The organism is Anaerococcus sp. Marseille-Q5996 (assembly GCF_946893725.1).
GTDB classification, from domain to species: Bacteria; Bacillota; Clostridia; order Tissierellales; family Peptoniphilaceae; genus Anaerococcus; species Anaerococcus martiniensis.
On the sequence record NZ_CAMPPE010000004.1, the window covers coordinates 90,930 to 113,521 of the forward strand.

The window sequence follows — 22,592 nt, forward strand, 5'->3', positions numbered from 1 at the left end:
TCTATAATTAAAAATCAAACTAAAAATATATTGAAAAGAATAAAAAAAATATATATAATTGTTTTATAAAAGATTCAAATTTTAAAAGAGGAAATTTAATGAAAAATAAGATACAATATTATACCGTACCATTAGCATTAGGCTTGGGATTAATTTTAGTTCCAAACGCATCTTATGGTCAAGAAGATATTTCTAATAATTTAGTAGTGACAACAAATCAACCAATAGACTTAAGCAACAATATTATTGATGAATCTATCCAAGAAGTTAATAATGAAACTTTAAGAGAAGAGAAGGATAATGATGTAGTAGAAACAAAACAGAATTCAACCGATGATGTTTTAAATATTAATAACGATGTGGCTTCTTCTAATTCAAATCAAGAAATTGAAAAATCTGTTTTACCAGAATCCTCCGTCCAATCCGAAAATAATTTTAATCCAACACCTAAATCTAATAATGTAAATTCGACCAATAACATAGATGAAACACCTATAAGCCCATTAAATGTTAGGGTATTTGCTGCAGCACCAGAATCTTTAGAGTCAACAAATTCTGAGATAAATCAAACAATAAATACAGATTTAAAAGATTATAATGAACTTGAAAAAAGAGAAAAAGTTTATGATAGTCCAAATGAAGGATTAAAATATGGAAATATCCAATACAAGTCATACGATGCAGAAAATAAAGAACTAGATTTACAAACTGTTATTTATGCTTCAAGACGCCCTGGAGATTGGAGCACTGATTCAAATGACAATGATGCAGGTTCAATCAATCTTACTTTTAGAAATCCTGATTTTGCAAATAAAATTGAAAAAATAATAATAACAGATTCAAATGGCAATGACCATGAATTTGATCCGAAAGAAGCTAATAATGCCAATTGGCAATTTAGTATTAATGATCTAGGTACTTTTGATGCTAACAAAGACTACTCATACCCTGTAAAAATAAAACTAAAAGAAGAAATAAATGACACTGATAAGAATACTCTAATGGAGATGGTTTGGATAAATAAAGATTCAAAATATGATCCATATTCTGTTTCAACAACTACTTTTGATGAAAGCGGATTTGATTTAAATAAGGAAAGTCAAGATTTAGAAACATGGGTGGATAAACAAAGCCCAGTGGTAGGAAAAGTCGTTTATGATAAAGGTGATAATAAGTTTAAAACAGTTCATGCACTAACACCTAATAATGATCTTTCTGACCCAGTTTTTGAAAATTCTACCATTTTTGTAACGGATTACTTACCAAAAGAATTAGTCCCATATCTAGACAAAAATGTTAAAGCCTATAGGTCAGTTTATGATGGTAATATTGAACCTAGTAACAATACTAAAGTTTATAATATCACTTTAAATGATGATGGATCAGCATCCAGCAAATCATCTTCTGCTATTGGAGAAAATTCAGATATAAATAAGTCTAGGCAAGAGCTTGATTCAAAAGAAGGAAATGATTTAGGACTACTTCATGCCGATACAATTGGAGAAAAAACATATCCAATTGAATACACTTTTGAATATACAATTAAAGAAGAGAACCTAGCTGCTTTTAATAATGAACTAAGAAAACTCACAAAATCTGGTAAAGCAAATGTTTATAGTGAACATGAGTTATACACTGAGGATATGAAAATTAAAGGAAATGATCCTAAAGTAATAAATGAATCAAGACATTTTATGGCTTTTCCAATCATTAAGAGAAAAGAAATTTTAGAAAGTGGTTTTGTAAAATATAGTGACAATGGCAAAACTTTAAAAACTATTTACCAAATTACTAATGATAGAACAGGAGAAAGCCACATAATAGCAACTGATGAAAATGGTAAATATGTATTTAAAAACAATGAAGGTGTTAATAGCAATAAAATAAATCAAAACGACCAATTTAAAAACAGTCATGATTTACTTTATTATGATGCTTTCATACCAAACAATACAATTGAGTTTAACGATATGGAAGATAATGATACTTTTACTATAAAAGAGCTTAGAAGTGAAACAAATCTTAATCATAATCTAGAAACATTTAAATATAAACTTGAAAACCCAGATGACACTGACTATCTACTAAGAAAGTTTACTGATTTAGATGGTAATGAATTAAATTTGGTAAACCAAGATGAAATTGACGCTATAGATAAACAGATTAATGATTTAAAAGAAAAACAAGCTCAAGTTCAAAGATTAAGAGACCTATATAATCTTTTAAATCTTGATGTTGTAAAAGAAGGTATGATGCCAATTAAGCCAGAGGACTTTGAGAACAAATGGCTTAGTACAATTTATGAACAAAATGTTTCTACTGATAGACTTAAAATGTATAAAGGTGAGGTTGGAAAAGAAGTAGAAGAAATCAATCTTAAGGAAGAGCCTGAATATAATTATTATGATGATGTAAAATATTCTCCTTATTCCAAATTTATAGATGAAACTTATCCAGACTTTCAAAATTATTTAAGTAACGAAAAAGATAGCTACGGGATATTTCAATTAACCACTACAGATAGTGAAGGAGAAAAAGAAGTTGTAGAATTTATCGTATACTACCAAAATCAGTCATTTTATAACGAAGAAACAGGCAACTGGCAAGACTATACAAATCAAGTACCAAAAAACCTTCAAAATTTAGATGGGGTTTACGAAGGTGAAAATAAAACTATTTCTTTGCTACTGCCTTTGGAACAATATCAAAACTTTTCTCCAAATTATAATGCTATAATGCTAAATATGCTTGGTAGACCTGATGATGACGCATTCAATTATGATCGCACTGAACTTCTTAAAGAACTAGGCGCAAATGATATTACACAAGATCAATTAAATAAATTTGTAAGGAAAAATACCCTTGAAGGACTTTCAAATGATTATTTATTGAATGTTGCCAATAATTTCACTAATGTAGTAAAAGAAAACTTTAAGTCAATTACAGATTTGGCCACAAAAGAAACTGATAGGGTAGTTGACCAACCGGATAAGGCCTTATTTTTACAAGCTATTAATTTTATGAAAAATGATTTTGATAATAATTATGATAATTTTGTAAATGAATATGGTAGATTTGGTGGCGCTTATAAATATTTTGATAGCTTAGAACAAAGAATAAATGAAGCCTTAGAACAACCTATCGAAGAAGCTACAGGCATGAATATAGACCAATATAAACAATATATTAAAAAATATATGCACAAGTTACTTGAAGAAAATACTGATACTGCTGCATATTCTAATGCCTTAGATGATAATTATGATTGGTGGGCTGATTACTATAGCCCTTATGAAAGCAGCCAAACATCCGATATAGTTTTTGGACTTTATACAAAATATCACAGAGAAATATCCCAGCTCTTATTTAAAGATCCATATCAAAAAGAAATTGAAGAATTAGAAAAATCTAAAGTGAAATTATATAAAGTTATTAACGAAAAAATGATTTTTGTAACCGATACTTATGATAAGGCTGATAATGATAAAGAAATTTATATTGATAAAGCTTCTGAAATTTACGATAAAGTAATTTTTGATAAATTCAACCTTGGTTCTAATTATGAATTTAAAGCATATATTGTAAATAAACAAACGGGAGCCATTGTAAAAGAGTTTGAGCCGGTTTCTCACAAATTTACTCAAGAAGAAAAAAGAAATGGTGAGATTACTTTAAAATTTGTCTTTGATTCTAGTAAGTACCAAGATGGAGATGAATTTGTAATATTCTATGAAATTTATGAAGATGGAAAACTTGTTGCAGTAGAAGAAGATATAAATAATGCAAAACAAAGCTTTAAATTAAGGAATAAAGTTAATACATCAAATCCATTGCCAGCACCTAAGCCAGATGGGTCTTATGTACCAATGGTAGAAATTATTCCTATAGAAGAAGCTAAAGTGAGCATTCCTCTAATTGATCTTGTGCCATCACAAGAAAATAAGAGAATTATTCCTATTACTAAATTGATTCCTGCAGAAAATACTAAGAAAACACTGCCACTTATCCCATTGCTTCCAGCTGAAGAAATCAAACAAAGCATTCCTTTAAGTGATTTAATACCAGCAGAAAAAATTGATAACAGTGAAGATATTACCCCAGAACCAATAAACATTAGACCAGTAAGTGATGAAAATGTTCCTGTGATTAATAATAGAATTTTAAGTGAAAATTCTAACCCTAAAACTGGAATAAATGGGCTAGGCTCAGTAATTGCTATTATGGCAGCATCAATTAGTGGACTGTTTAAGACAAGAAAAAATGACTAATTAAAATAAAAGCCTCTCTAATAAATTGTAGAGAGGTTTTTTTAATTATTCTTCTTCTTTTTCTTCAATCTCTTTACGAGATGTTTCTTGGATTTCTTTTATTAATTCATTAACCCTTTTTTTATTTAGTCTTGATAGCTCGTTTCTTTCAAAGTCGTAGAGGTCATCGATTGGTTTTTTGCCTAGTTCATCTTCCATTACTTCTAGGACTCTAGGTTTGCAAAACTGTCCTTGGCAAAAGCCCATGCCTGCTCTAGTTCTGCGTTTTACTGCATCTAGAGTTTCTACTGGTATGCCACGATTCATTGCATCTCTGATTGTTTTTTCTGTGACTTGTTCACACCTACAAACAATCCTATCTGGATCACCAAGTGGAAGTTCGAGTTTATCTTTGATTTTATTCATATCTTCTAGTTCTTTGTACTCGATGATTGGCTCTCTATTTGGATTGTAGTCTGGGTCTTCTTCTAAACCTAATCCAGATTCTTTTAGGATATTTTCTACAATTTTTGCAATTTCTGGACTTGCAGTGATACCTGGAGATTGGATGCCTACTACATTTATAAAGCCATCTACATTTGATTCTTCTATGATAAAATCATGGGTTGAGCTTGCTGGACGCAATCCTGTAAATGATCTGATAAATTCTCTTAAGTTTATAACATCATCTTTTACAGATTTTTGGGCTTCTTCGTAGATATACATTAGCCTATCTTCATGTGTTGATAGGTCGATTTCTTCTTCGTCTATGGCATCTGGTCCTAAGAGTAGGTTGTTGTGAAAGGTCCTTGTGGCAAGGATTCCCTTGGATTTTTCTGTTGGTACTTGGAACAAGACGTTATTTAGTCTCTTACCAGTTCCTTTTTGAAAGATTAGGTATTCACCAGATCTTGGGTGGATGTCAAAATCTGTTTGAGCAATCATTTCTGAAACCACTGCACCTTCTAGGCCAGATGCATTTATTACATATTTTGCTTTAAGCTCTTTGCCATCTTCTGTTTTTACTATAAAGTAATCGTCATCTTTTGAAATATCTGACACTCTTGAGTTTAAAAATAATTCTGCACCATTGGCTACAGCATTTTCTGTTAGAGCTATCACATATTCATATGGTGAACATACTCCAGCTCCCTTACACCATAAAGCTGAAATGGCATTATCTGATACATTTGGCTCAATTTCTCTTAGTTTTTCTTGGTCGATAATTTCCATATCTGGTAAACCATTTTCTATACCCATGTCATAGAGTTTTTCTAAAGTTTTGATTTCATCTTCTTCAAAGGCTAGGACTAAGGATCCATTAGCTACAAAACCAAAGTGCAATTCATTTTCTAATTCTTCAAACTGGGTACGTCCTGGATAGCAAATCCTACCGCGCAATTCATCATGAGGCTCTGCATATCCTCCATGGATAATTGCAGAATTTGCCTTGCTTGCTCCCATGCTGACATCATTTGCTTTTTCTACTATGCCAATATCTAATTTATATCTTGATAGGCGGCGGGCAATGGATGCTCCAGATACTCCTGCACCTATGACTAATACATCATACATAAATTCCTTCTTTCTTAAAAAACACAAAAGGCAAGTATAAAATCTATACTTGCCCAAACTCATTCTTATTTATTTATATAAATATTATATCGTAAATGAGTTTATTTATCAATTAATTATATAAATACAATATTAAATAAAACTACTGCCAAAAGTCCGCCTATGATAGGACCTACAACTGGTATCCATGAGTAGTCCCACATAACATCTGCCTTATTCCTAAAAGGTAGGATTTGATACATGATTCTTGGTCCAAGGTCTCTGGCAGGGTTTATTGCATAGCCTGTAAGTCCGCCTAGAGACATACCGATTGATACGATTAGACCAAATATATAAATGTAGTTCATTCCTACATCAGCAGCACCTGAAACATTTCCAAATCCAAGGATAGCAAATACTAGAACAAAGGTTCCTATAAGTTCAGCTAGGAAGTTTCTCCAAGTATTTTTAATAGATGGAGCTGTACAAAAGCATCCACGAACGATGCTAGGATCTTCATCAGATGTATCATCAAAATGGTCTTTAAATAATAAGTAAACTAAAAGTGCCCCAAGCATGGCTCCAAGCATTTGTCCAAGGATATAATATCCTACTGTATTCCATCCTATATCACCCTTAAAAGCCAATGCTATTGTCAAAGCTGGATTAAAGTGGGCACCACTCATAGCTCCAAATATAACTGCAGGAATCATAACTGCAAGTCCCCAAGCGATGGTAATTTGTACAGGACCACCACCATGCATACCAGATTTACGGGTCAAAACATTTGCTACAACACCATCACCCAATAAAATTAGCAGGAAAGTACCGACTAATTCTGCCACGAAAATATCTCTCATATAAACCTCCTGATTTTAAAGACAAAAAGCGAGTGAAATAAAAAAACAACTCGCTCTCTTCTTTTAAATTAAATTTTGTGGAAACCTTTTCTGTAATAAGTATAACATCTATGACAAAAAATGGCAATAGATTTATGTATATATATTTAAAGTTTATTTTACAAAAATTTAATGTCTATTTTACAATATAAGTTTTCTATAAATTAGAGAAATAAGTTAAAAAATTATTATTTATAGACAAAAGTGCCTCAATGTATTAAAATTAAGGCATAAAGTAAAATTTTTGGGAGGAAGAGATGAAAATTAAAAACTTTATGTCAATCGCTACAGCACTATCATTATCACTAGTATTAGCTTCTTGTGGTGCAAATACAGGAGAAAACACAAACGAAGCAGCTGATAATGAAACAAAAGTAGAAGAACAAGCAGATCAAACTGCTGATCAAGAAAAAGAAGCTGAAAGTCCTGAAGAAGGTGCAGCAGAAGCTCCAGAAGAAGATAAAGAAGAAGCAGCAGAAGCAGAACCAACAGGTGAAGAAGTTAGCCTAACAATGGTAACAGACTTTGGTGGAGTAAATGACAAATCATTTAACCAATCTGCTTACGAAGGATTACAACAAGCTGAAGAAGAAGGAAAAGCAACTTTTGACTACATCGAAAGCCACAAAGAAGCTGACTATGTTCCAAACCTAGAAAGTGCTCTAGACTCAGAATCAGACCTTATCCTTACAGTAGGATTTGCATTATTCCCAGCTACAGATGAAGCTGCAGAAGAAAACCCAGAACGAAACTATGTAATTATCGATAACACAAACGAAAATAACAGAGAAAACCTACTTGGTGTAACATTTGCTGACCACCAAAACTCATTTTTAGTAGGATACATTGCAGGTATGCAAACAGAAACTAACAAAGTAGGATTTGTTGGTGGTATCACAGGTGTTATCATTGATAGATTTGAATATGGTTTTAGAGCAGGTGTTGAACAAGCAGCTCGTGACAAAGGCGAAGATATAGAAGTTGAAGTACAATACGCAAACAGCTTCTCTGATCAAGCAGCAGGTAAAAACATTGCAGATAGAATGTACCAAGAAGGTGCAGATGTAATCTTCCATGCTGCAGGTGGTGTTGGAATCGGTGTTATCGAAGCAGCAAAAGAAAACGACAAATGGGTAATCGGTGTAGACCGTGACCAACAAGACGAAGCTCCAGATAATATGCTAGTATCAACTGTAAAAGGTGTAGGTGATGCTGTAAGACTAATCATTGACGAATACGCTCAAGGCAAATTCGAAGCTGGAGACCAAAGATTTACTCTTGCTGATGGTGATGCAGTAACAATCGCATACGCAGACAATGGTATAGTTAGCCAAGAAATCAAAGACAAAGTAGAAGAATTAAAACAACAAATCATAGATGGCAAAATTGAAGTTCCAGAAAATAAAGAACAAGCAATTGACCAAGAATGGATTAAAGAATAAATTCATAATTAATAGACCTCTTTATCGAGGTCTTTTAATTTGCAAAAAAATCCTACTATAAAAGCATGATTTATGATATTATTAAGTAGATATATAAATAAAGAAGCGAGGGTATTATGGATAAGCATTTAAATGAAAATCCTGTGGTATCTATGAAAAATATTAGCAAGTCTTTTGGAGATAATAAAGTTTTATCTAATGTCAATTTTGACTTGCATAAATCCGAAGTACACGCTCTTTTAGGGGAAAATGGTGCTGGTAAAACAACACTTATGAATATTTTGTATGGTATGTTCCCACCAAGTGATGGAACAATAACTATAAATGGCAAAACTTTTACAAATATGACTCCTAAAATGGCCATAGATGCAGGTATTGGTATGGTTCACCAACATTTCATGTTAATAGAACCTCTTACTGTTACAGAAAATATTATCTTAGGTTATGAAGAAGATACAGGTCTATTTTTAGATAGAAAGATAGCCAGAGAAAAAATATCAAAATTGTCCGAAGAATACGGGCTTATGATTGATCCAGATGCAAGAGTTGAGGATATTACAGTTGGCCAACAACAAAGAGTAGAAATTTTAAAGGCTCTTTATAGGGGAGCGGATATTTTGATTTTTGATGAGCCGACAGCAGTTTTAACTCCACAAGAAATCAATGAATTTATAGAAATTATAAACAAACTTACAAAAATGGATAAGTCAATCATAATCATTACCCACAAGCTTGCTGAAATCAAGGCCATGGCTGACAATTGTACTATTATCAGGCGTGGAGAGTTCATCGATAAGCTAAATGTAAAAGAAGTTGATGAAAATATTTTGGCAGAAAAAATGGTTGGACGTAATGTTAGCTTTAATGTAGACAAAAAGGCCCAAGAAACAGGTGGAGTAGTCCTAAAAGTAGAAGACCTTTGGGCAAAAGACCGCCGTGGTGTAGATATTTTAAAGGGCCTTGATTTAGAACTCCGTGCTGGAGAAATTTTGGGTATTGCTGGGGTTGATGGCAATGGTCAAACAGAGTTGATTGATTGTCTAACAGGTATGGCAAAGTCAAATAGAGGGATTATTACCCTAAATGGTAAGGATATTACAAATACAAATCCTAGAAATATCCTAGATACTGGCATGAATTCTATCCCAGAAGACAGGCAAAAACGTGGTCTGATCTTAGAGTATCCTATAAAAGACAATTTGATTTTGGAAAATGTCCAAAAAGAGCCATTTTCTAGCAAGGGAAGACTCAATTTTAAAAACATCGACGAAAATGCTAGGAATTTGGTAGAAAAATTTGACGTTAGACCAAATGATATTAACGAAAAAGCAGTTTCTCTTTCAGGTGGTAACCAGCAAAAAGTAATTATTGCCCGTGAAATTTCAAATAATCCTGATGTCCTAATAGCTGCCCAACCAACAAGAGGACTTGATGTTGGAGCAATCGAGTTTATCCACCAATACCTGGTAGAGCTTAGAAATGCAAACAAGGCTGTTTTATTAATCAGCTTTGAGCTTGATGAGGTTATGGACTTATCAGATAGGATTCTTGTAATTTACGATGGTAAAATAGTTGGTGAAAAAAATCCTAAAGAAACTGACGAATTTGAACTAGGTAGATTAATGGCAGGTGGAAAATGACAGAAAATACACAACAAGTTAAGGCTAATAAGAAACTTGCACGCGGCAATTCCAAGTTAATATTTACCTTGATTTCGATATTATTAGGATTTTTAGTAGGTGCAATTGTACTTAGCATATCAGGATATGACCCAATTGAGGGTTACCAAGCCTTATTTCAAGGGATTTTTAAGACTCCAAGAAATCTGGGATGGGCAATTGTAAGCTCAACTCCAATTATTTTGACAGGTCTTGGCGTTTGCTTTGCTTTTCAAACAGGACTTTTCAATATGGGGGCTGAGGGACAATTTATAATTGGTACTGTTGTAGGATTTTTGGTTGGATATAGATTGCCGCTTCCTCCAATCCTTCATCCAATTGTTGCCATAATTTTGGCAATGATTGCCGGTGCTCTTTATGGAGCTATAGCAGGCTATATCAAAGCACGTTTTGGTATCCATGAGGTAATTTCAACTATCATGTTAAACTGGATTGCCTTTTATTTCCAAAACTTTATTGGCTATGCTTATCAGCAACCTAACTCTATGGGAACTTTTGATGTCCTTGATAGTGCAAAAATAACCATGTTTGATAGGGCAACTGTTAAAAATTTTGGACCATTTTTTAGCAAATTTTTTAAAGCGCCAATTCACTTTGGTACTATCCTTGCTATTATTGCAGTCATTTTAGTTTGGTATATCCTAAATAAGACTGTTTTAGGTTATGAATTAAAGGCTGTTGGCTTAAATCGTGAGGCCAGTGAGTATGGTGGGATTGATTCTGGCAAAAAAATTGTCCAATCAATGTCAATTTCTGGGGCAATTTGTGCCCTTGCTGGTGTTACACAGGTTTTAGGATTTACCTATGCTATTTCTATAATTTCTGCCATGGATAATTATGGATTTGACGGATTAGCCGTTTCACTTTTAGCAGGCAATAATCCAATAGGAGTTATATTTTCAGGCTTATTCTTTGGTTCACTAAAATATGCGGGAAGCAATATCCAAAGAGTTATGGGAGTGCCAACAGAATTGATCAATATCATAATTGGTACAATCATCCTATTTACAGCCGTACCATTGGTATTTAGAATTATTCGTGCAAAATTTAGGAACAGAAAAAATGCCAAAAATCAACTAGCAAATGCAGAAAAAATTGAAAAACCAATTAAAGAAGTAAAAGAAAAAGAAGTTTTAGAAGACAAAACTATTGATAAAGAAGAAACAGAAATTCTTGAAAAAGATGAAGTAAAAGAAGAGATCAAATCTGATTCTAATCCAAGAGTAATAAACGAAACTGGAGAAGAAATTATTATAAGAACTGTAGATAAGGAGGAGGAGTAATATGAATTTAGTAATGCTCGCTTTAATAATCGGAAATACATTTTCAAACGCTGCTCCAGTACTTTTTGCAGGACTTGGCGGCATGATGAGCGAAAAATCTGGTGTTGTAAATATTGGACTTGAAGGAATGATGACAATTGGTGCCCTAGTTGGAGCCACTGTTGGATACAAAGTTGGCAATCCTTGGTTGGCATTTTTAGCTGGAGGACTGGCTGGTGCTGGTTTTGGTTTAATTCACGCCTTTATATCAGTTTCCCTAGGTGGTGACCAAACTATTTCTGGTATAGCCATAAATACACTAGGACCTGGTTTGGCCCTATTTTTAGCAAGATTATTTTTTGATGGAGCAAGCCAAACTCCTTCTATCCCTCTTGAAAACAAAATCCCAAGGTTATTTAGAGGGTCAGATAATCAAATAATTTTAAATATTTTTGGTCAATACGCCACAGTTTATATTGCCCTAATAATGGTAGTAGTTTTATACCTTTTCCTTTACAAAACAAAATGGGGGCTTAGGGTAATAGCAGTTGGAGAACATCCAAAAGCTGCTGAAACCTTAAATATTTCTGTAACAATGACTAGATACTTATCAGTAATATTTTCTGGCTTTATGGCAGGGCTTGGTGGGGCAAGCATGGCTCTAGCGGTTGTAAGTTCATTTTCACCATCTCTTATTGCAGGGCAAGGATATATTGCTTTGGTTACAGTAATTTTTGGTAATTGGAAACCACAAGGTGTACTCCTAGGATCATTATTCTTTGGTCTTGCCCAATCAATTGCAACCTACCTAGGTGGGTCAGGATTAAATGTGCCAATAGAATTTATTTCAATGATTCCTTATGTAGCAACATTACTAATCCTAATTATCTTCCAAAGAAGGTCAAAGGCACCAAAAGCATCTGGTAAGCCATATTTAACTATAGATAATATATAATTTTTCACAATATAAGCCCTTTTTAGGGTTTATATTTTTGTCAAAAAGTTGTATATTATAATATATAGCTATAAAAGGAGCAAGCATGAATTGTACTAACTGCGGTGCAAGGGTAGATGATAGTGCGAGATTTTGTCCAGTTTGTGGCCACAAACTAAAAAGTGACAATCCGCCAATAACACAGGAATCCCCACAAGAAGAGGCTTTGCCAAGGGAAAAATCTACCTATGAATCGATAAAAAATAATGAAAACTTAATAGAAAATCAAAAAGCACAAGATCAGCCAAAGGAAAAAGAAAGTAGGATTAAAAGATTTGTAAGTTCTTTCTCCAGCAAGAAAACTCAAGATAAGCAATCTAAAAAAGAAGCAAATGAGCAAATTGCTGATGAAATTTTTGAAAACGACAATAATTATAGCCATTTAAATCAAAAAATTGAACCTGAAAAAGCAAATGAAAATGAGATTCCACCTTCATATTATGGTTACAATCCAGTTGAAGATAGGCAAAGGAAAGATTTAAGAAATCCTTCTACTAATCATAATAGCAACAACCCAACTGATTATGTGCAAAATAAGGTCTTACATAGGCAAAGTGAAAATAATTTTGAAAGCAAAGGCCAAAATCAAAATCAAGATTATCAGCCAAATCAATTTGCAAATGAAACAAGCCTTTCAAGTCAGATGCGTGTTGCACAAAATCTGGGTAAGGCAGCTGGATATTATAAAAATTCAGATGAGCCTAGCAAAGAAGAAGTAAGATATGACGACATACCAAATGAATTTGTAGAAGCAAGAATAGCTAGACAAATCAATGGTGGTGGGCCAAAAATATCCTTTAGTCAAAATGAATTTGAATCTTATAGACCAGATGATAGGACCCAGGCGGGAAATAGGCCTATTGCAGATGAAAAACAAGATGCAAGGACCTTTGAACCTGCAAACACTTCAAATCCTGTAAATGATCAAACAAATACAGAACCAAATAAAGAAGAAAAAGAGCCTTTCAAATTCAAAGCAATTTATCTCTTACCACTTCTAATCATAGCCCTTGCCCTTGCAGGAGTATATTTACTCAAAAACCGCACGGCTCCAGAAGTAGAAATTGACCTAAGTCAATATATAGATGTGACATATAGCGGTGATGATGGGGCAGCAAGTCCAAGTGCTACTTTAAACTCATCCAAATTATTGGCAGATTATGGCAATGATATAGCTTATGTTAATAAAGATAGAAAAGATGACCAATATTCATCACCTGCTAATCAATTGGTAGCTGACTTAGAAAAAAGCACAAACTTCCAATTTAGCAAGGATACTAACCTATCAAATGGTGAAGAAATCACAGTTGTAGCCAATGTTTCTGATAGTGCAATTGCAGATGATTACAATGTAATGTTTACAAATACTATAAAATCAGTAATTGTAGACGGGCTTATAACCCAAGAATATGTAGATCCATTTGAATATATGGATGTAAATTTTGAAGGCGAAAGTCCAAATATGACACTAACTGCAAACTTTAGAGAAGATGCACCAGAATACTTAAAAAATATAGAAATTGCACCAAGCAAAACTAGTGAACTAGCTAGTGGTGAGGAAGTAAATATTTCCTTAAACTTTGATGAAGATGAGATATTTAATTCTTATGGCATCAGATTAGATCCAATCGATAAGACATTTACAGCACCAGGTGAAGATGACCAAACTGAGGAAGAAAACTCTGATCAGGAGGCTAACACCGAAGCAAGTGGTGACTTAGGAGATGGATTTATATCAACAATTGATAATCTAGATGAAGAATTGCTAGGAACCCTAAAATATAATGCCGGTCAATTAATAAGAGAAACATTTGGCGGCAGATCATTTACAGAGATAAATGAAATAAATTATCTAGGAGCTATCACAGGCTCAGATGCAAATGCAGATCTAAAAAACAGGGTAATGCTAATTTATGAAGTAAAGGCAAAGGAAGACTACGAAGGTCGTTACACAAATGACTTTACCTACTATACATTTGTTGAATATCAAAATGTAAAAGATAGCAAGGCTGATGATGGCAAATTCTACACAGAAGGGCCAATCACAACAGATAATGAAATCTTCCACAAATTCTTCGTAGAAGATGACTACACTTATTATGAGATTCCATATTATGGATTTGCATTCTTAGAAGAAGTCATCACAAGAGCTAATAATGCCCTATCCGGACTAGATATAGAAGACTCAATATCAGTTGATGTTTCAAAATATTTTGAAAAATCTGACGGAGTTGCAGGTGAATACCAAGGCAACGGTACAAGATTATCATTAAAATCTGATGGAACACTAAGATATAAACTAGACCAAAGAGTTCATACAGGAACATGGAGCGAAAATGGTTCTGAAGTAAGCCTTACCATCCAAGGTGTCAATGTAGATACACCAATCAATGCAAAATTTGAAAACGGAGCACTAAACGTAGCAGAACAAGGCGAAATGACAGGACAAACATTTAATAAAATGGAAGCATTTTAAAAAGAAACCCGATAAGAAAACTTATCGGGTTTTTGTTTACAAAATTTTAAAGAGAAATAGATACAATTAAAATTGAATTAATTAGAAAGACTTCAAGCCAACAATCCTAATCTTCTCAAAGCCAGTGCTAGCAACAATAAATCCTTATATTAAATAAAAAGTATAAAAATAAGTAAAAAAATAAGGACTTTATAGTCCTTTATTACATGGTCGGGGTGAAAGGATTCGAAGCATCGAGCCTCATCTTCTCAAAGCCAGTGCTAGCAAAATTTAACTATTATATTAAATAAAAATATAAAAATAAGTAAAAAAATAAGGACTTTATAGTCCTTTATTACATGGTCGGGGTGAAAGGATTCGAACCTTTGAGCCTCATCTTCTCAAAGCCAGTGTTGCCAACAATAAATCCTTATATTAAATAAAAAATATAAAAATAAGTAAAAAAAATAAGGACTTTATAGTCCTTTATTACATGGTCGGGGTGAAAGGATTCGAACCTTCGACCTCATGTTCCCAAAACACGCGCGCTACCAAGCTGCGCCACACCCCGTTAAGTGATTACTATGTAAGTATACACCCTATTTTACTTTATGTCAAGTTTTTGTAAAAGTTTTTTTAAAAAAAGTTTACAAAAGCAAATTTTGACCCCAACTTTTGGGAAGTCTGTTATAATAATACCATAAGCAAAATTAAAAGTAAACACAAATTAAGGAAAATTATGCTAGTTTTAGATGCAAAAGATTTTACCGACCAAAAGACCTTTTATAAGCTTTTGAATGAGCAAATTGATTTTTACTATTATGTATAAAACCTAGATGCCCTTTATGATTTTTTGGTGACTGCCGATTATCAGATAAGGATTATAAATTATAGGCATATGTTTATAAATCTTGGTGAGTATGGCCAAAGGCTTATGACAGTTTTTATAGATGCGGTAAAGGATTATGATGCAAATGTAAGTTTGGAGCATGGCAATGGTTTATAAAAATAAACAAAGTGAAATAAGAGATTTTGTAGCAATGGAGCTAATTTCTGGTAGAAGAAAATATGGAGATCCATTTTTTGAAAAAAAATTTTTTACAAGTAAGTTTAAAGTAAATCCTTCTTATGTAAAAGAAGTTTTTGACTTACTAGAAAAAGAAGGAATCATCCAAAAACAAGGTCAATCATACATATTTTCTGCAGATGAAAATAAAATATTTTGGCTAAAAGAAGAATTTTTACATTCTTATATCAATGATTTTGCTGAAAATTTAAGCAAAATCGGTGTTAGTTTGGATCAAGTTATTGAAATATTAAAACAAAGGGATATTGCAAATGGATAAGGCAATAGAAATTAAAAATTTTACAAAAAAATATGACCAGGTCAATGCTCTGGATGATATTTCCTTAAATATCGATTTGGGAAAGATAAGTGGAGTTCTTGGGCCAAATGGATCTGGTAAAACTACATTACTAAAGGCACTAGCAGGATTAATTCGCCAGGATATGGGAGAAATAATTCTTGAGGGGCAAAAAATATCTAATATTGATAAAAACAAGATTGCATATTTGCCTGATGAAAAATTTTTATATGCCACTCAAAGTATAAAAGAATCTAGTCAAATGTATGGGGATTTTTATGATGGATTTGATAGAGATTTTTTTGATAAAATTTTAGAATATTTTTATTTAAATCCAAAAAGCAAAATTGAAGGTCTTTCAAAGGGAGATTATAAGAAACTAGGTCTTTGTTTAAATTTATCAAGAAATGCAGATATTTATATTTTTGACGAACCCCTTGATGGCATTGATCCGATTTCAGCTGCAAAAATTATTGATCTAATTATTGAAAAGGCAGAAGATGAAAAAACTTTTCTAATATCAACCCACCAAATAGTACAAATGGAAAATTTATTTGACCAAGTGATTTTCCTAGCAGGGGGAAGGATTCATGATTTTGGATCAGCAAGAGAAATTAGAAATCAAAATCAAATGGATATTAGCGATTATTATGATGAAATATTTTTAGGGTAAGTATGAATAAATTTATAAAATACGATTTAAAAGCAAATAGGGGATTTTTAGGAAAGCTTATAATCCTTCAAATAATTTTGACTGGCCTATCTTTTTTGGGCCATGGATTTTTGTCGGCAAATTATCTGACCGATCCAGTATTTTCCAATGGAATATTTGCCTTAGCAACGGTATTTTTCATTGGAATTAATATTTTTTATATGGTTTTAACCATAAATAAGGATTTTAATACAGAAAGGGCAATATTAAAATATTCTCTTCCAAAGGCTCAGATAAAAATTATTTGGGCAAAGGTATTTGAGTTAGCAATTATTTATATTATTAATTTGATATTTTTATTTATATTTTTGTGGGCCCTAAGATTTAGAATTACATCAGATATAGTTTATTTCTTTGCTTTGGGTCTAATATGGATATTGATTTTGACTAGCTTTGTTTTTTACTTTAAAAGTCTAAATAGATTTGGCCAAGGAAAGAGAAGTAGATTTTATGGCTACGGATTGATTTTACTTATAATAGTGCTTGGCTTTGTTGTTTGTAAGTATTTTTCATTTGCTATTGTAAATGGAGCTATCCAACACACTCGCCCAATAAATTATGGATTTATATTTCCCTTTGCAGTTGGCAGCCTAAACATTTATAAAAATATTACACCTATTGTTTATTATTTTTTAGCACTTATCTTTGTGATTTTTGTTAATCAATTAAATATTAAGAATAATTTAGACCTATCCTAGGAGGGATGATGCAAGAAGTTAAAGAAATTATCAAAAATTCAAATAATATAGTATTTTTCGGTGGTGCTGGAGTATCTACTGCTTCTGGCCTGCCAGATTTTAGGTCAGCAACTGGCCTTTATAATAAGGAAAATAATTCAAATTACTCGCCAGAGTATATGTTAAGCCACGAGTTTTTTCAAAATCATCCGGATGAGTTTAGCACTTATATAAGAGAAAATCTCATGGTTGATGGAGTTTTGCCAAATGACTGCCATTACGCCCTTGCAAAACTAGAAAAAATGGGCAAACTTCAAGGAATAATTACTCAAAATATTGATGGCCTCCACCAAAAGTCTGGCAGTAAAAATGTAATTGAGCTACACGGGACACTAAATGATTATTACTGCACAAATTGTGGCGAAAAATATGATTTTGCCTATGCAAATAAATTTACATCTACTCCAAGATGCCAAAAATGTGATGGCATTGTGCGACCAGACATAGTCCTATATGGTGAGGGCTTAAACCAAGATTACATTAGCCATGCTATAAATTTAATTTCCCATGCTGATGTTTTAATAATCGGTGGAACTTCTCTAGCAGTATATCCTGCAGCAGGTCTAATTGATTTTTATAATGGAAATAAATTAATTTTAATAAATAAAGATGACACTGGCAAGGAAAGTGCGGCTGATTTTGTTCTAAAGGGCGATATTAGCAAGATTATGAAAGAATTAGTAGAGGACATTGATGAAAGATAAATTTAATATAGATGAATATGGGATTTTTTTGATATGGTTGGGGATAATTTTTAGTCTGCTTGCATATTTTACCCATTCACAATTTTTGGATATTTTGGCCCTAGTAAATGTGATTTATGCAATATTTAGATTTTTTTCAGCTAATAAGGAAAAAAGAATTGCCGAAAATAATCAATTTAAACAAGTTTTTCTAAATCCTATCAAAAAATCTTTCAAGGGTTTTAAAAACGAAACTGTGGGGGATAAAAATTATAAATATGTTTCTTGTCCACAATGCGGCCAAAAACTCCGTATTCCTAAGAAAAAAGGAAAAATAAAGGTAAGATGCCCAAAATGTGGGACTAAATTTGATGCTAGAAGTTGATTCTAGCATCTTTTCAATTTTTATGATTAGATGTATAATTTTTTTAAAGAGAGGGGTTAATAATGCAAAGAATTATTGGAACAAGATCATTGGGACTTCGCGCACCAATCATTGAAAAAGGCGACAATTTAGAAGAAATAGTTTTTGATACTGTAAAAAAAGCAAGTGAAAATCATAATCTTACTATAAATGATAGGGATGTGGTTTGTGTTACCGAGTCACTTGTAGCACGTGCACAAGGAAATTATGCAACAATAGAGCAAATTGCAAAAGATATTAATAACAAGTTTGAGGGAGATGAACTAGTAGTTTTATTCCCTATTCTTTCGAGAAATAGATTTTCAATTTTATTAAAGGCCATTGCACTTTCTGGCAAAAAATTACATATTTGCCTTTCATATCCACAAGATGAAGTAGGAAATTATTTGATGGATGAGATGGACTTATTTAATAGCAAGATAAATCCTTACCAAGATGTCCTAAATATTGAAGAATTTAGACAAATAGCAGGAGATTACAAACACACATTTACAGGCATGGATTATCCTGCCCTTTACACAGAACTTGCACCAAATTCTGAAATACATTTTCTAAATAATCCAGTAGATAGTTTAAGATTTTCTGACCAAGTCTTAGTTTGTTCAATCCACACCAGAAATATTATCAAAAGACAATTAAAAGAAGCTGGTGGAAAAAATATCCTATCACTTGATCAAATCCTAACTGAATCTGTTGACGGATCCGGATTTAACAAAGACTATGGACTTTTAGGCTCAAATTTATCAACAGAAGATGAAGTGAAACTTTTCCCAAGAGATGGAGAAATCTTTGTAAGAAACCTACAAAAAAAATTAACAGACCATTTTGGAAAACAAATCGAAGTAATGATTTATGGAGACGGAGCCTTCAAAGATCCAGTTGGCAAAATCTGGGAGCTAGCAGATCCAATAGTTTCTCCTGCTTTTACAGAAGGTTTAACCGGTACTCCAAGCGAATTAAAAATAAAATACATTGCTGATAATGAGTTTTCTGACTTATCTATTGATGATAGAACTTCAGCTATGGTAGATAGGATTTCTAAAAAAGAAAAAGAATTAGTTGGCAAAAACGAAACCCTAGGGACAACTCCAAGGCAAATTACAGACCTGTTAGGATCTCTTGCAGACCTTACATCAGGCTCTGGAGATAAGGGAACACCTATTGTTTTAGTTCAAGGATATTTTGATAATTACTCAAATAATTAAATTCTATTTTTAAGGAGAAATAGCTGTGGCAGGATCAGATCGCCAGGAGAAGAAAGATAATAGAGTTTTTGGAAATCATTTTGTAAATGATTACTTTGAAAAAAGGGCAGAAGCCAAACAAAACCACGACCCCATGGATGAATTGCAAAGATATTTAATGATGTCATTTGCAGCCATTTTGATGGCCTTTGGGACCCATTTTTTTAAATATCCAAACTCATTTGTAATAGGTGGGGTAGAAGGGATGAGTATTATTGCTTCAACCTTTGTGCCCTTTACCCGTCCTCAAATTACACTTTTTATAAATATAACATTGCTTGTAATTGCTTATTTTGTTTTAGGCAAGCATTTTACCCTAAGGACAGGCTATGTAGCAATTTTAAATTCGCTTACAGCCCTAGGGCTTTCTTATATTTTCCCAATAGCAGGGCCAATGACTGATAATAAGCTTTTGGAATTAATATTTACCCTATTAATTTCAGCCTTTGGATCTGCCATTTTGTTTAATCTGGCGGCAAGTTCTGGGGGGACGGACATAGTTGCGATGATTATCAAAAAATATTCATCCCTTGAAGTTGGAAGGGCTCTTTTATGTGTAGATAGTGCCTTTACCATAGCTTCTCTTTGGATATTTAATGTGGAAATTGGTTTGCTATCTATTTTAGGGCTCTTACTTAAGGGAATATTTGTAGATGTAATTATCCAGTCGCTAAACACCGACAAACTTTTTATAATCATAACTACAAAACCAGAAGAAGTTGGAGAATTTATCAGAGAAGACCTTAGACGTTCAGCTACAGTTTTAAATGGTGTGGGACTTTTTAAGGGCATCCACAGATTTGTATTTTTATCTGTGATTTCACCAAGAGAAGCACCACTTTTTAAAAGATATATCAAGGGAGTAGATCCATCAGCATTTATCACAATCGTAAATACATCAAAAATTATTGGTAAAGGATTTTATCTAACAAATGATGCTGACCAATATTAAACAAACACTTAAATTAGGCGCCTATGAGAAAAGGCGTCTTTTTGTTTGAAATGTGTAGAAAATAAGTGTAAAATAATAGTGAAGAACTATGGATGGAGAATGATATGAAGTCAAAAAACAAAGCTTTGATGTTTCTTTGTCTTTTAGTGACTTTATTTTCTATAAGGCCATCATTTGCTAATGCTGATGATCAAAATCAGCCAGCAAACCAGCAAACAGATATAAAAAGTGGGGATGAAATTACAATTACAGAAGAACCACTTGAAATGCCCCAAGTGCAGATAGAAGAAAAAAAAGTCCAAAAGGCAGATGGAATAAAACTAGAGACAAATAAAACAGAAAATAAATCAAGCCCTACTATCGACCCAAGAGCATCAGAAGTAAATGAGAGGGTCAACAAAAAATATAGGGAAGAGCAAAAAGCAAAAGAAAACCAACAAACACAAACAAAACCTGAAAGTAAACCACAGACTACAGTCAATACACAAACAAATACGCCTGCCCCAAGCAAAATTGATCAAGAAAAAAAGGATGAAGTAGAGGCACTAATCAAGGAATTAAATCAAAATACCAAGGCAATCCAAGCTGGATTAGATAATTCAAATAGTCACAAAGGATCAAAACAGTCAGAAGATTACAAAAAGGCAGTAGAATTAGTTGGCGAGGTTATGCTTTCAGATAAAATTACCAAGGCAGAAAGCGAAAAAATTGCAAATTCTACTAAAAAAATTGTTGCAGACTACAATAAAAAAATAGAAAAAGCAGCAACAAGTGAGGAAAAAGAAGCCTTGATGAAAGAAGCAAGCCAAAGGATAAATGATAATTTAAAAAGCGCATCCAAAGAAGCTTACGAATCAGCCAAAAAAAACGAAGTATCTATTTACGATCAAAAAAATGAAACCCTGGTTTTAGAAATAGAGCCAAGTGAAAGAGAAGAATCTAGGAAAGAGAAGAAAAATATTAAGGTTACAAAAACTACTTCCTTAGAGAAATCTCCAAAACTTGCAAGTGAAGATAAGGAAAGACCATTTTTTAAAGTGGCTATTGGTGTTTTTGTAGTTTTAATAACTTCTTTAGCAATATCAATAAGCCTAGTACTCAAAAATCGAAAAAATATTCGCAAATAAGTCCAAGAGGGCTTATTTTTTTTGCAATAATTTTGCAAAATAAAAAGAGGCTTAAATAAGCCTCTTGCGTTTTTAAATTATTCTTGTGGTTCGAACATATCTTTGCCTACTCCACAAATTGGGCAAACCCAATCTTCTGGAAGTTGGTCAAATTCTGTACCAGCTTCGATTCCGTTATCAACATCTCCTTCAGCTGGATCATAAATGTATCCACATGCTGTACATACGTATTTCATACCAATGTCTCCTTTCATTGTTATTACATTTATATTATACCACTTTTAGCTGATTTTAATACATTTTTCTTAAAGATTCTGTTTTTTTCTTAATCTTTGGGTATAAAACTATTGAATGAAGGAGAGAAGTATGGAGATTATCAGAAATCTCATACATAGTGACCTAAGGCTTATAAAAGAATTTAGAGATGATATTATAAGTTTTTTGAAAAAAGAAAATTATGATGATGATATTATTTTTAAAATTAGACTTGTTTTAGATGAACTTATAACAAATTCTTACAAGCATGGCAATGGAAAAAATTATGAAAAACTGATTGATATTATCATGCTGCTGGATAGGGACTATTGTATGATAAAAGTAAAAGATGAGGGTGAGGGTATAGATTACACCAAAGATCGTGATATGCTTGCAGATCATGGCAGGGGCATCCAATTAGTTTACAATCTTTGCGATAATATAATAGTAAAAGATAATACTATAGTGGCTTTTTTGCTTTTAGATGAGCAAAAAGTTAGTCAAAACATCTAGATAACTTTATTAGCTAGATGTTTTTTTATTATATTTATTGATAATTTAT

Annotated in this window: 17 protein-coding genes, 1 tRNA gene and 2 pseudogenes; 16 read left to right on the plus strand and 4 right to left on the minus strand. The window is 32.7% G+C overall.

Translation table 11 applies throughout. The annotated features are described in order from the left end of the window. The first annotated feature begins 98 nt into the window (after positions 1-98). The gene (locus tag OC526_RS06380) at positions 99-4,268 is read left to right on the plus strand and encodes a VaFE repeat-containing surface-anchored protein (RefSeq protein WP_262122869.1); all 4,170 of its coding nucleotides are present in this window, start codon (positions 99-101) and stop codon (positions 4,266-4,268) included. A 45-nt stretch (positions 4,269-4,313) separates the two neighbouring features. Here OC526_RS06380 and OC526_RS06385 read toward each other — a convergent pair whose 3' ends face one another. Further along, positions 4,314-5,822: an NAD(P)/FAD-dependent oxidoreductase gene (locus OC526_RS06385; RefSeq protein ID WP_262122870.1), complete on the minus strand. Its 1,509-nt coding sequence runs from the start codon at positions 5,820-5,822 to the stop codon at positions 4,314-4,316. A 116-nt stretch (positions 5,823-5,938) separates the two neighbouring features. Further along, positions 5,939-6,661: an MIP/aquaporin family protein gene (locus tag OC526_RS06390; protein ID WP_262122871.1), complete on the minus strand. Its 723-nt coding sequence runs from the start codon at positions 6,659-6,661 to the stop codon at positions 5,939-5,941. A 296-nt stretch (positions 6,662-6,957) separates the two neighbouring features. On the opposite strand from OC526_RS06390, the gene OC526_RS06395 reads away from it, so the two are divergent. The 5 genes and pseudogenes from OC526_RS06395 (at position 6,958) to OC526_RS06415 (ending at position 14,553) form a co-directional block, all read left to right on the plus strand. Beyond that, on the plus strand, positions 6,958-8,142 hold the full coding sequence (locus tag OC526_RS06395; protein WP_262122872.1) for a BMP family protein: 1,185 nt from the start codon (positions 6,958-6,960) through the stop codon (positions 8,140-8,142). 116 nt (positions 8,143-8,258) lie between these two features. Beyond that, entirely contained in the window at positions 8,259-9,782 is a 1,524-nt protein-coding gene (locus tag OC526_RS06400; protein WP_262122873.1) for an ABC transporter ATP-binding protein, read from the plus strand. Then, positions 9,779-10,891: pseudogene (locus OC526_RS06405) on the plus strand (ABC transporter permease); the annotation flags it as partial. The gene OC526_RS06400 and the pseudogene OC526_RS06405, both read left to right, overlap by 4 nt. A gap of 214 nt (positions 10,892-11,105) precedes the next feature. Further along, complete coding sequence (locus tag OC526_RS06410) at positions 11,106-12,038, plus strand: ABC transporter permease (protein WP_262122875.1); 933 nt, start codon at positions 11,106-11,108, stop codon at positions 12,036-12,038. An 85-nt stretch (positions 12,039-12,123) separates the two neighbouring features. Continuing rightward, the gene (locus OC526_RS06415) at positions 12,124-14,553 is read left to right on the plus strand and encodes a zinc ribbon domain-containing protein (RefSeq protein WP_262122876.1); all 2,430 of its coding nucleotides are present in this window, start codon (positions 12,124-12,126) and stop codon (positions 14,551-14,553) included. A 473-nt stretch (positions 14,554-15,026) separates the two neighbouring features. On the opposite strand, the gene OC526_RS06420 is transcribed toward OC526_RS06415, so the two are convergent. After that, positions 15,027-15,103: transfer RNA gene (locus OC526_RS06420), tRNA-Pro, on the minus strand. 270 nt (positions 15,104-15,373) lie between these two features. On the opposite strand from OC526_RS06420, the pseudogene OC526_RS06425 reads away from it, so the two are divergent. The 9 genes and pseudogenes from OC526_RS06425 to OC526_RS06465 all read left to right on the plus strand — a co-directional run. Further along, positions 15,374-15,538 (plus strand): annotated as a pseudogene (locus OC526_RS06425) (hypothetical protein); the annotation flags it as partial. Then, positions 15,528-15,878, plus strand: a complete 351-nt coding sequence (locus tag OC526_RS06430) for a GntR family transcriptional regulator (RefSeq protein ID WP_262122880.1) — start codon at positions 15,528-15,530, stop codon at positions 15,876-15,878. The pseudogene OC526_RS06425 and the gene OC526_RS06430, both read left to right, overlap by 11 nt. Further along, positions 15,871-16,569 carry an ABC transporter ATP-binding protein gene (locus tag OC526_RS06435; protein WP_262122882.1) on the plus strand — a complete coding sequence of 233 codons (699 nt, stop codon included), beginning with the start codon at positions 15,871-15,873 and terminating at the stop codon, positions 16,567-16,569. The genes OC526_RS06430 and OC526_RS06435 overlap by 8 nt, the downstream gene beginning before the upstream one ends. A 2-nt stretch (positions 16,570-16,571) precedes the next feature. Next, complete coding sequence (locus tag OC526_RS06440; protein WP_262122883.1) at positions 16,572-17,306, plus strand: hypothetical protein; 735 nt, start codon at positions 16,572-16,574, stop codon at positions 17,304-17,306. Positions 17,307-17,311: 5 nt separating this feature from the next. Then, on the plus strand, positions 17,312-18,049 hold the full coding sequence (locus tag OC526_RS06445; protein ID WP_410050268.1) for an NAD-dependent protein deacylase: 738 nt from the start codon (positions 17,312-17,314) through the stop codon (positions 18,047-18,049). Continuing rightward, positions 18,039-18,413: a zinc-ribbon domain-containing protein gene (locus OC526_RS06450; RefSeq protein ID WP_262122887.1), complete on the plus strand. Its 375-nt coding sequence runs from the start codon at positions 18,039-18,041 to the stop codon at positions 18,411-18,413. The genes OC526_RS06445 and OC526_RS06450 overlap by 11 nt, the downstream gene beginning before the upstream one ends. Positions 18,414-18,475: 62 nt before the next feature. After that, positions 18,476-19,657 carry a coenzyme F420-0:L-glutamate ligase gene (locus tag OC526_RS06455; protein WP_262122888.1) on the plus strand — a complete coding sequence of 394 codons (1,182 nt, stop codon included), beginning with the start codon at positions 18,476-18,478 and terminating at the stop codon, positions 19,655-19,657. Positions 19,658-19,682: 25 nt separating this feature from the next. Beyond that, positions 19,683-20,648: a YitT family protein gene (locus tag OC526_RS06460; RefSeq protein WP_262122890.1), complete on the plus strand. Its 966-nt coding sequence runs from the start codon at positions 19,683-19,685 to the stop codon at positions 20,646-20,648. Between the two features lie 104 nt (positions 20,649-20,752). Next, on the plus strand, positions 20,753-21,775 hold the full coding sequence (locus tag OC526_RS06465; protein WP_262122891.1) for a hypothetical protein: 1,023 nt from the start codon (positions 20,753-20,755) through the stop codon (positions 21,773-21,775). A gap of 77 nt (positions 21,776-21,852) precedes the next feature. Here the strand turns inward: OC526_RS06465 and rd are convergent, their stop codons facing one another. After that, positions 21,853-22,011, minus strand: coding sequence for a rubredoxin (gene rd, locus OC526_RS06470; protein ID WP_101540267.1), 159 nt, complete (start codon positions 22,009-22,011; stop codon positions 21,853-21,855). Between the two features lie 130 nt (positions 22,012-22,141). Here rd and OC526_RS06475 point away from each other — a divergent pair, with 130 nt between their 5' ends. Continuing rightward, complete coding sequence (locus OC526_RS06475; RefSeq protein ID WP_262122892.1) at positions 22,142-22,543, plus strand: ATP-binding protein; 402 nt, start codon at positions 22,142-22,144, stop codon at positions 22,541-22,543. Positions 22,544-22,592: the final 49 nt, after the last annotated feature.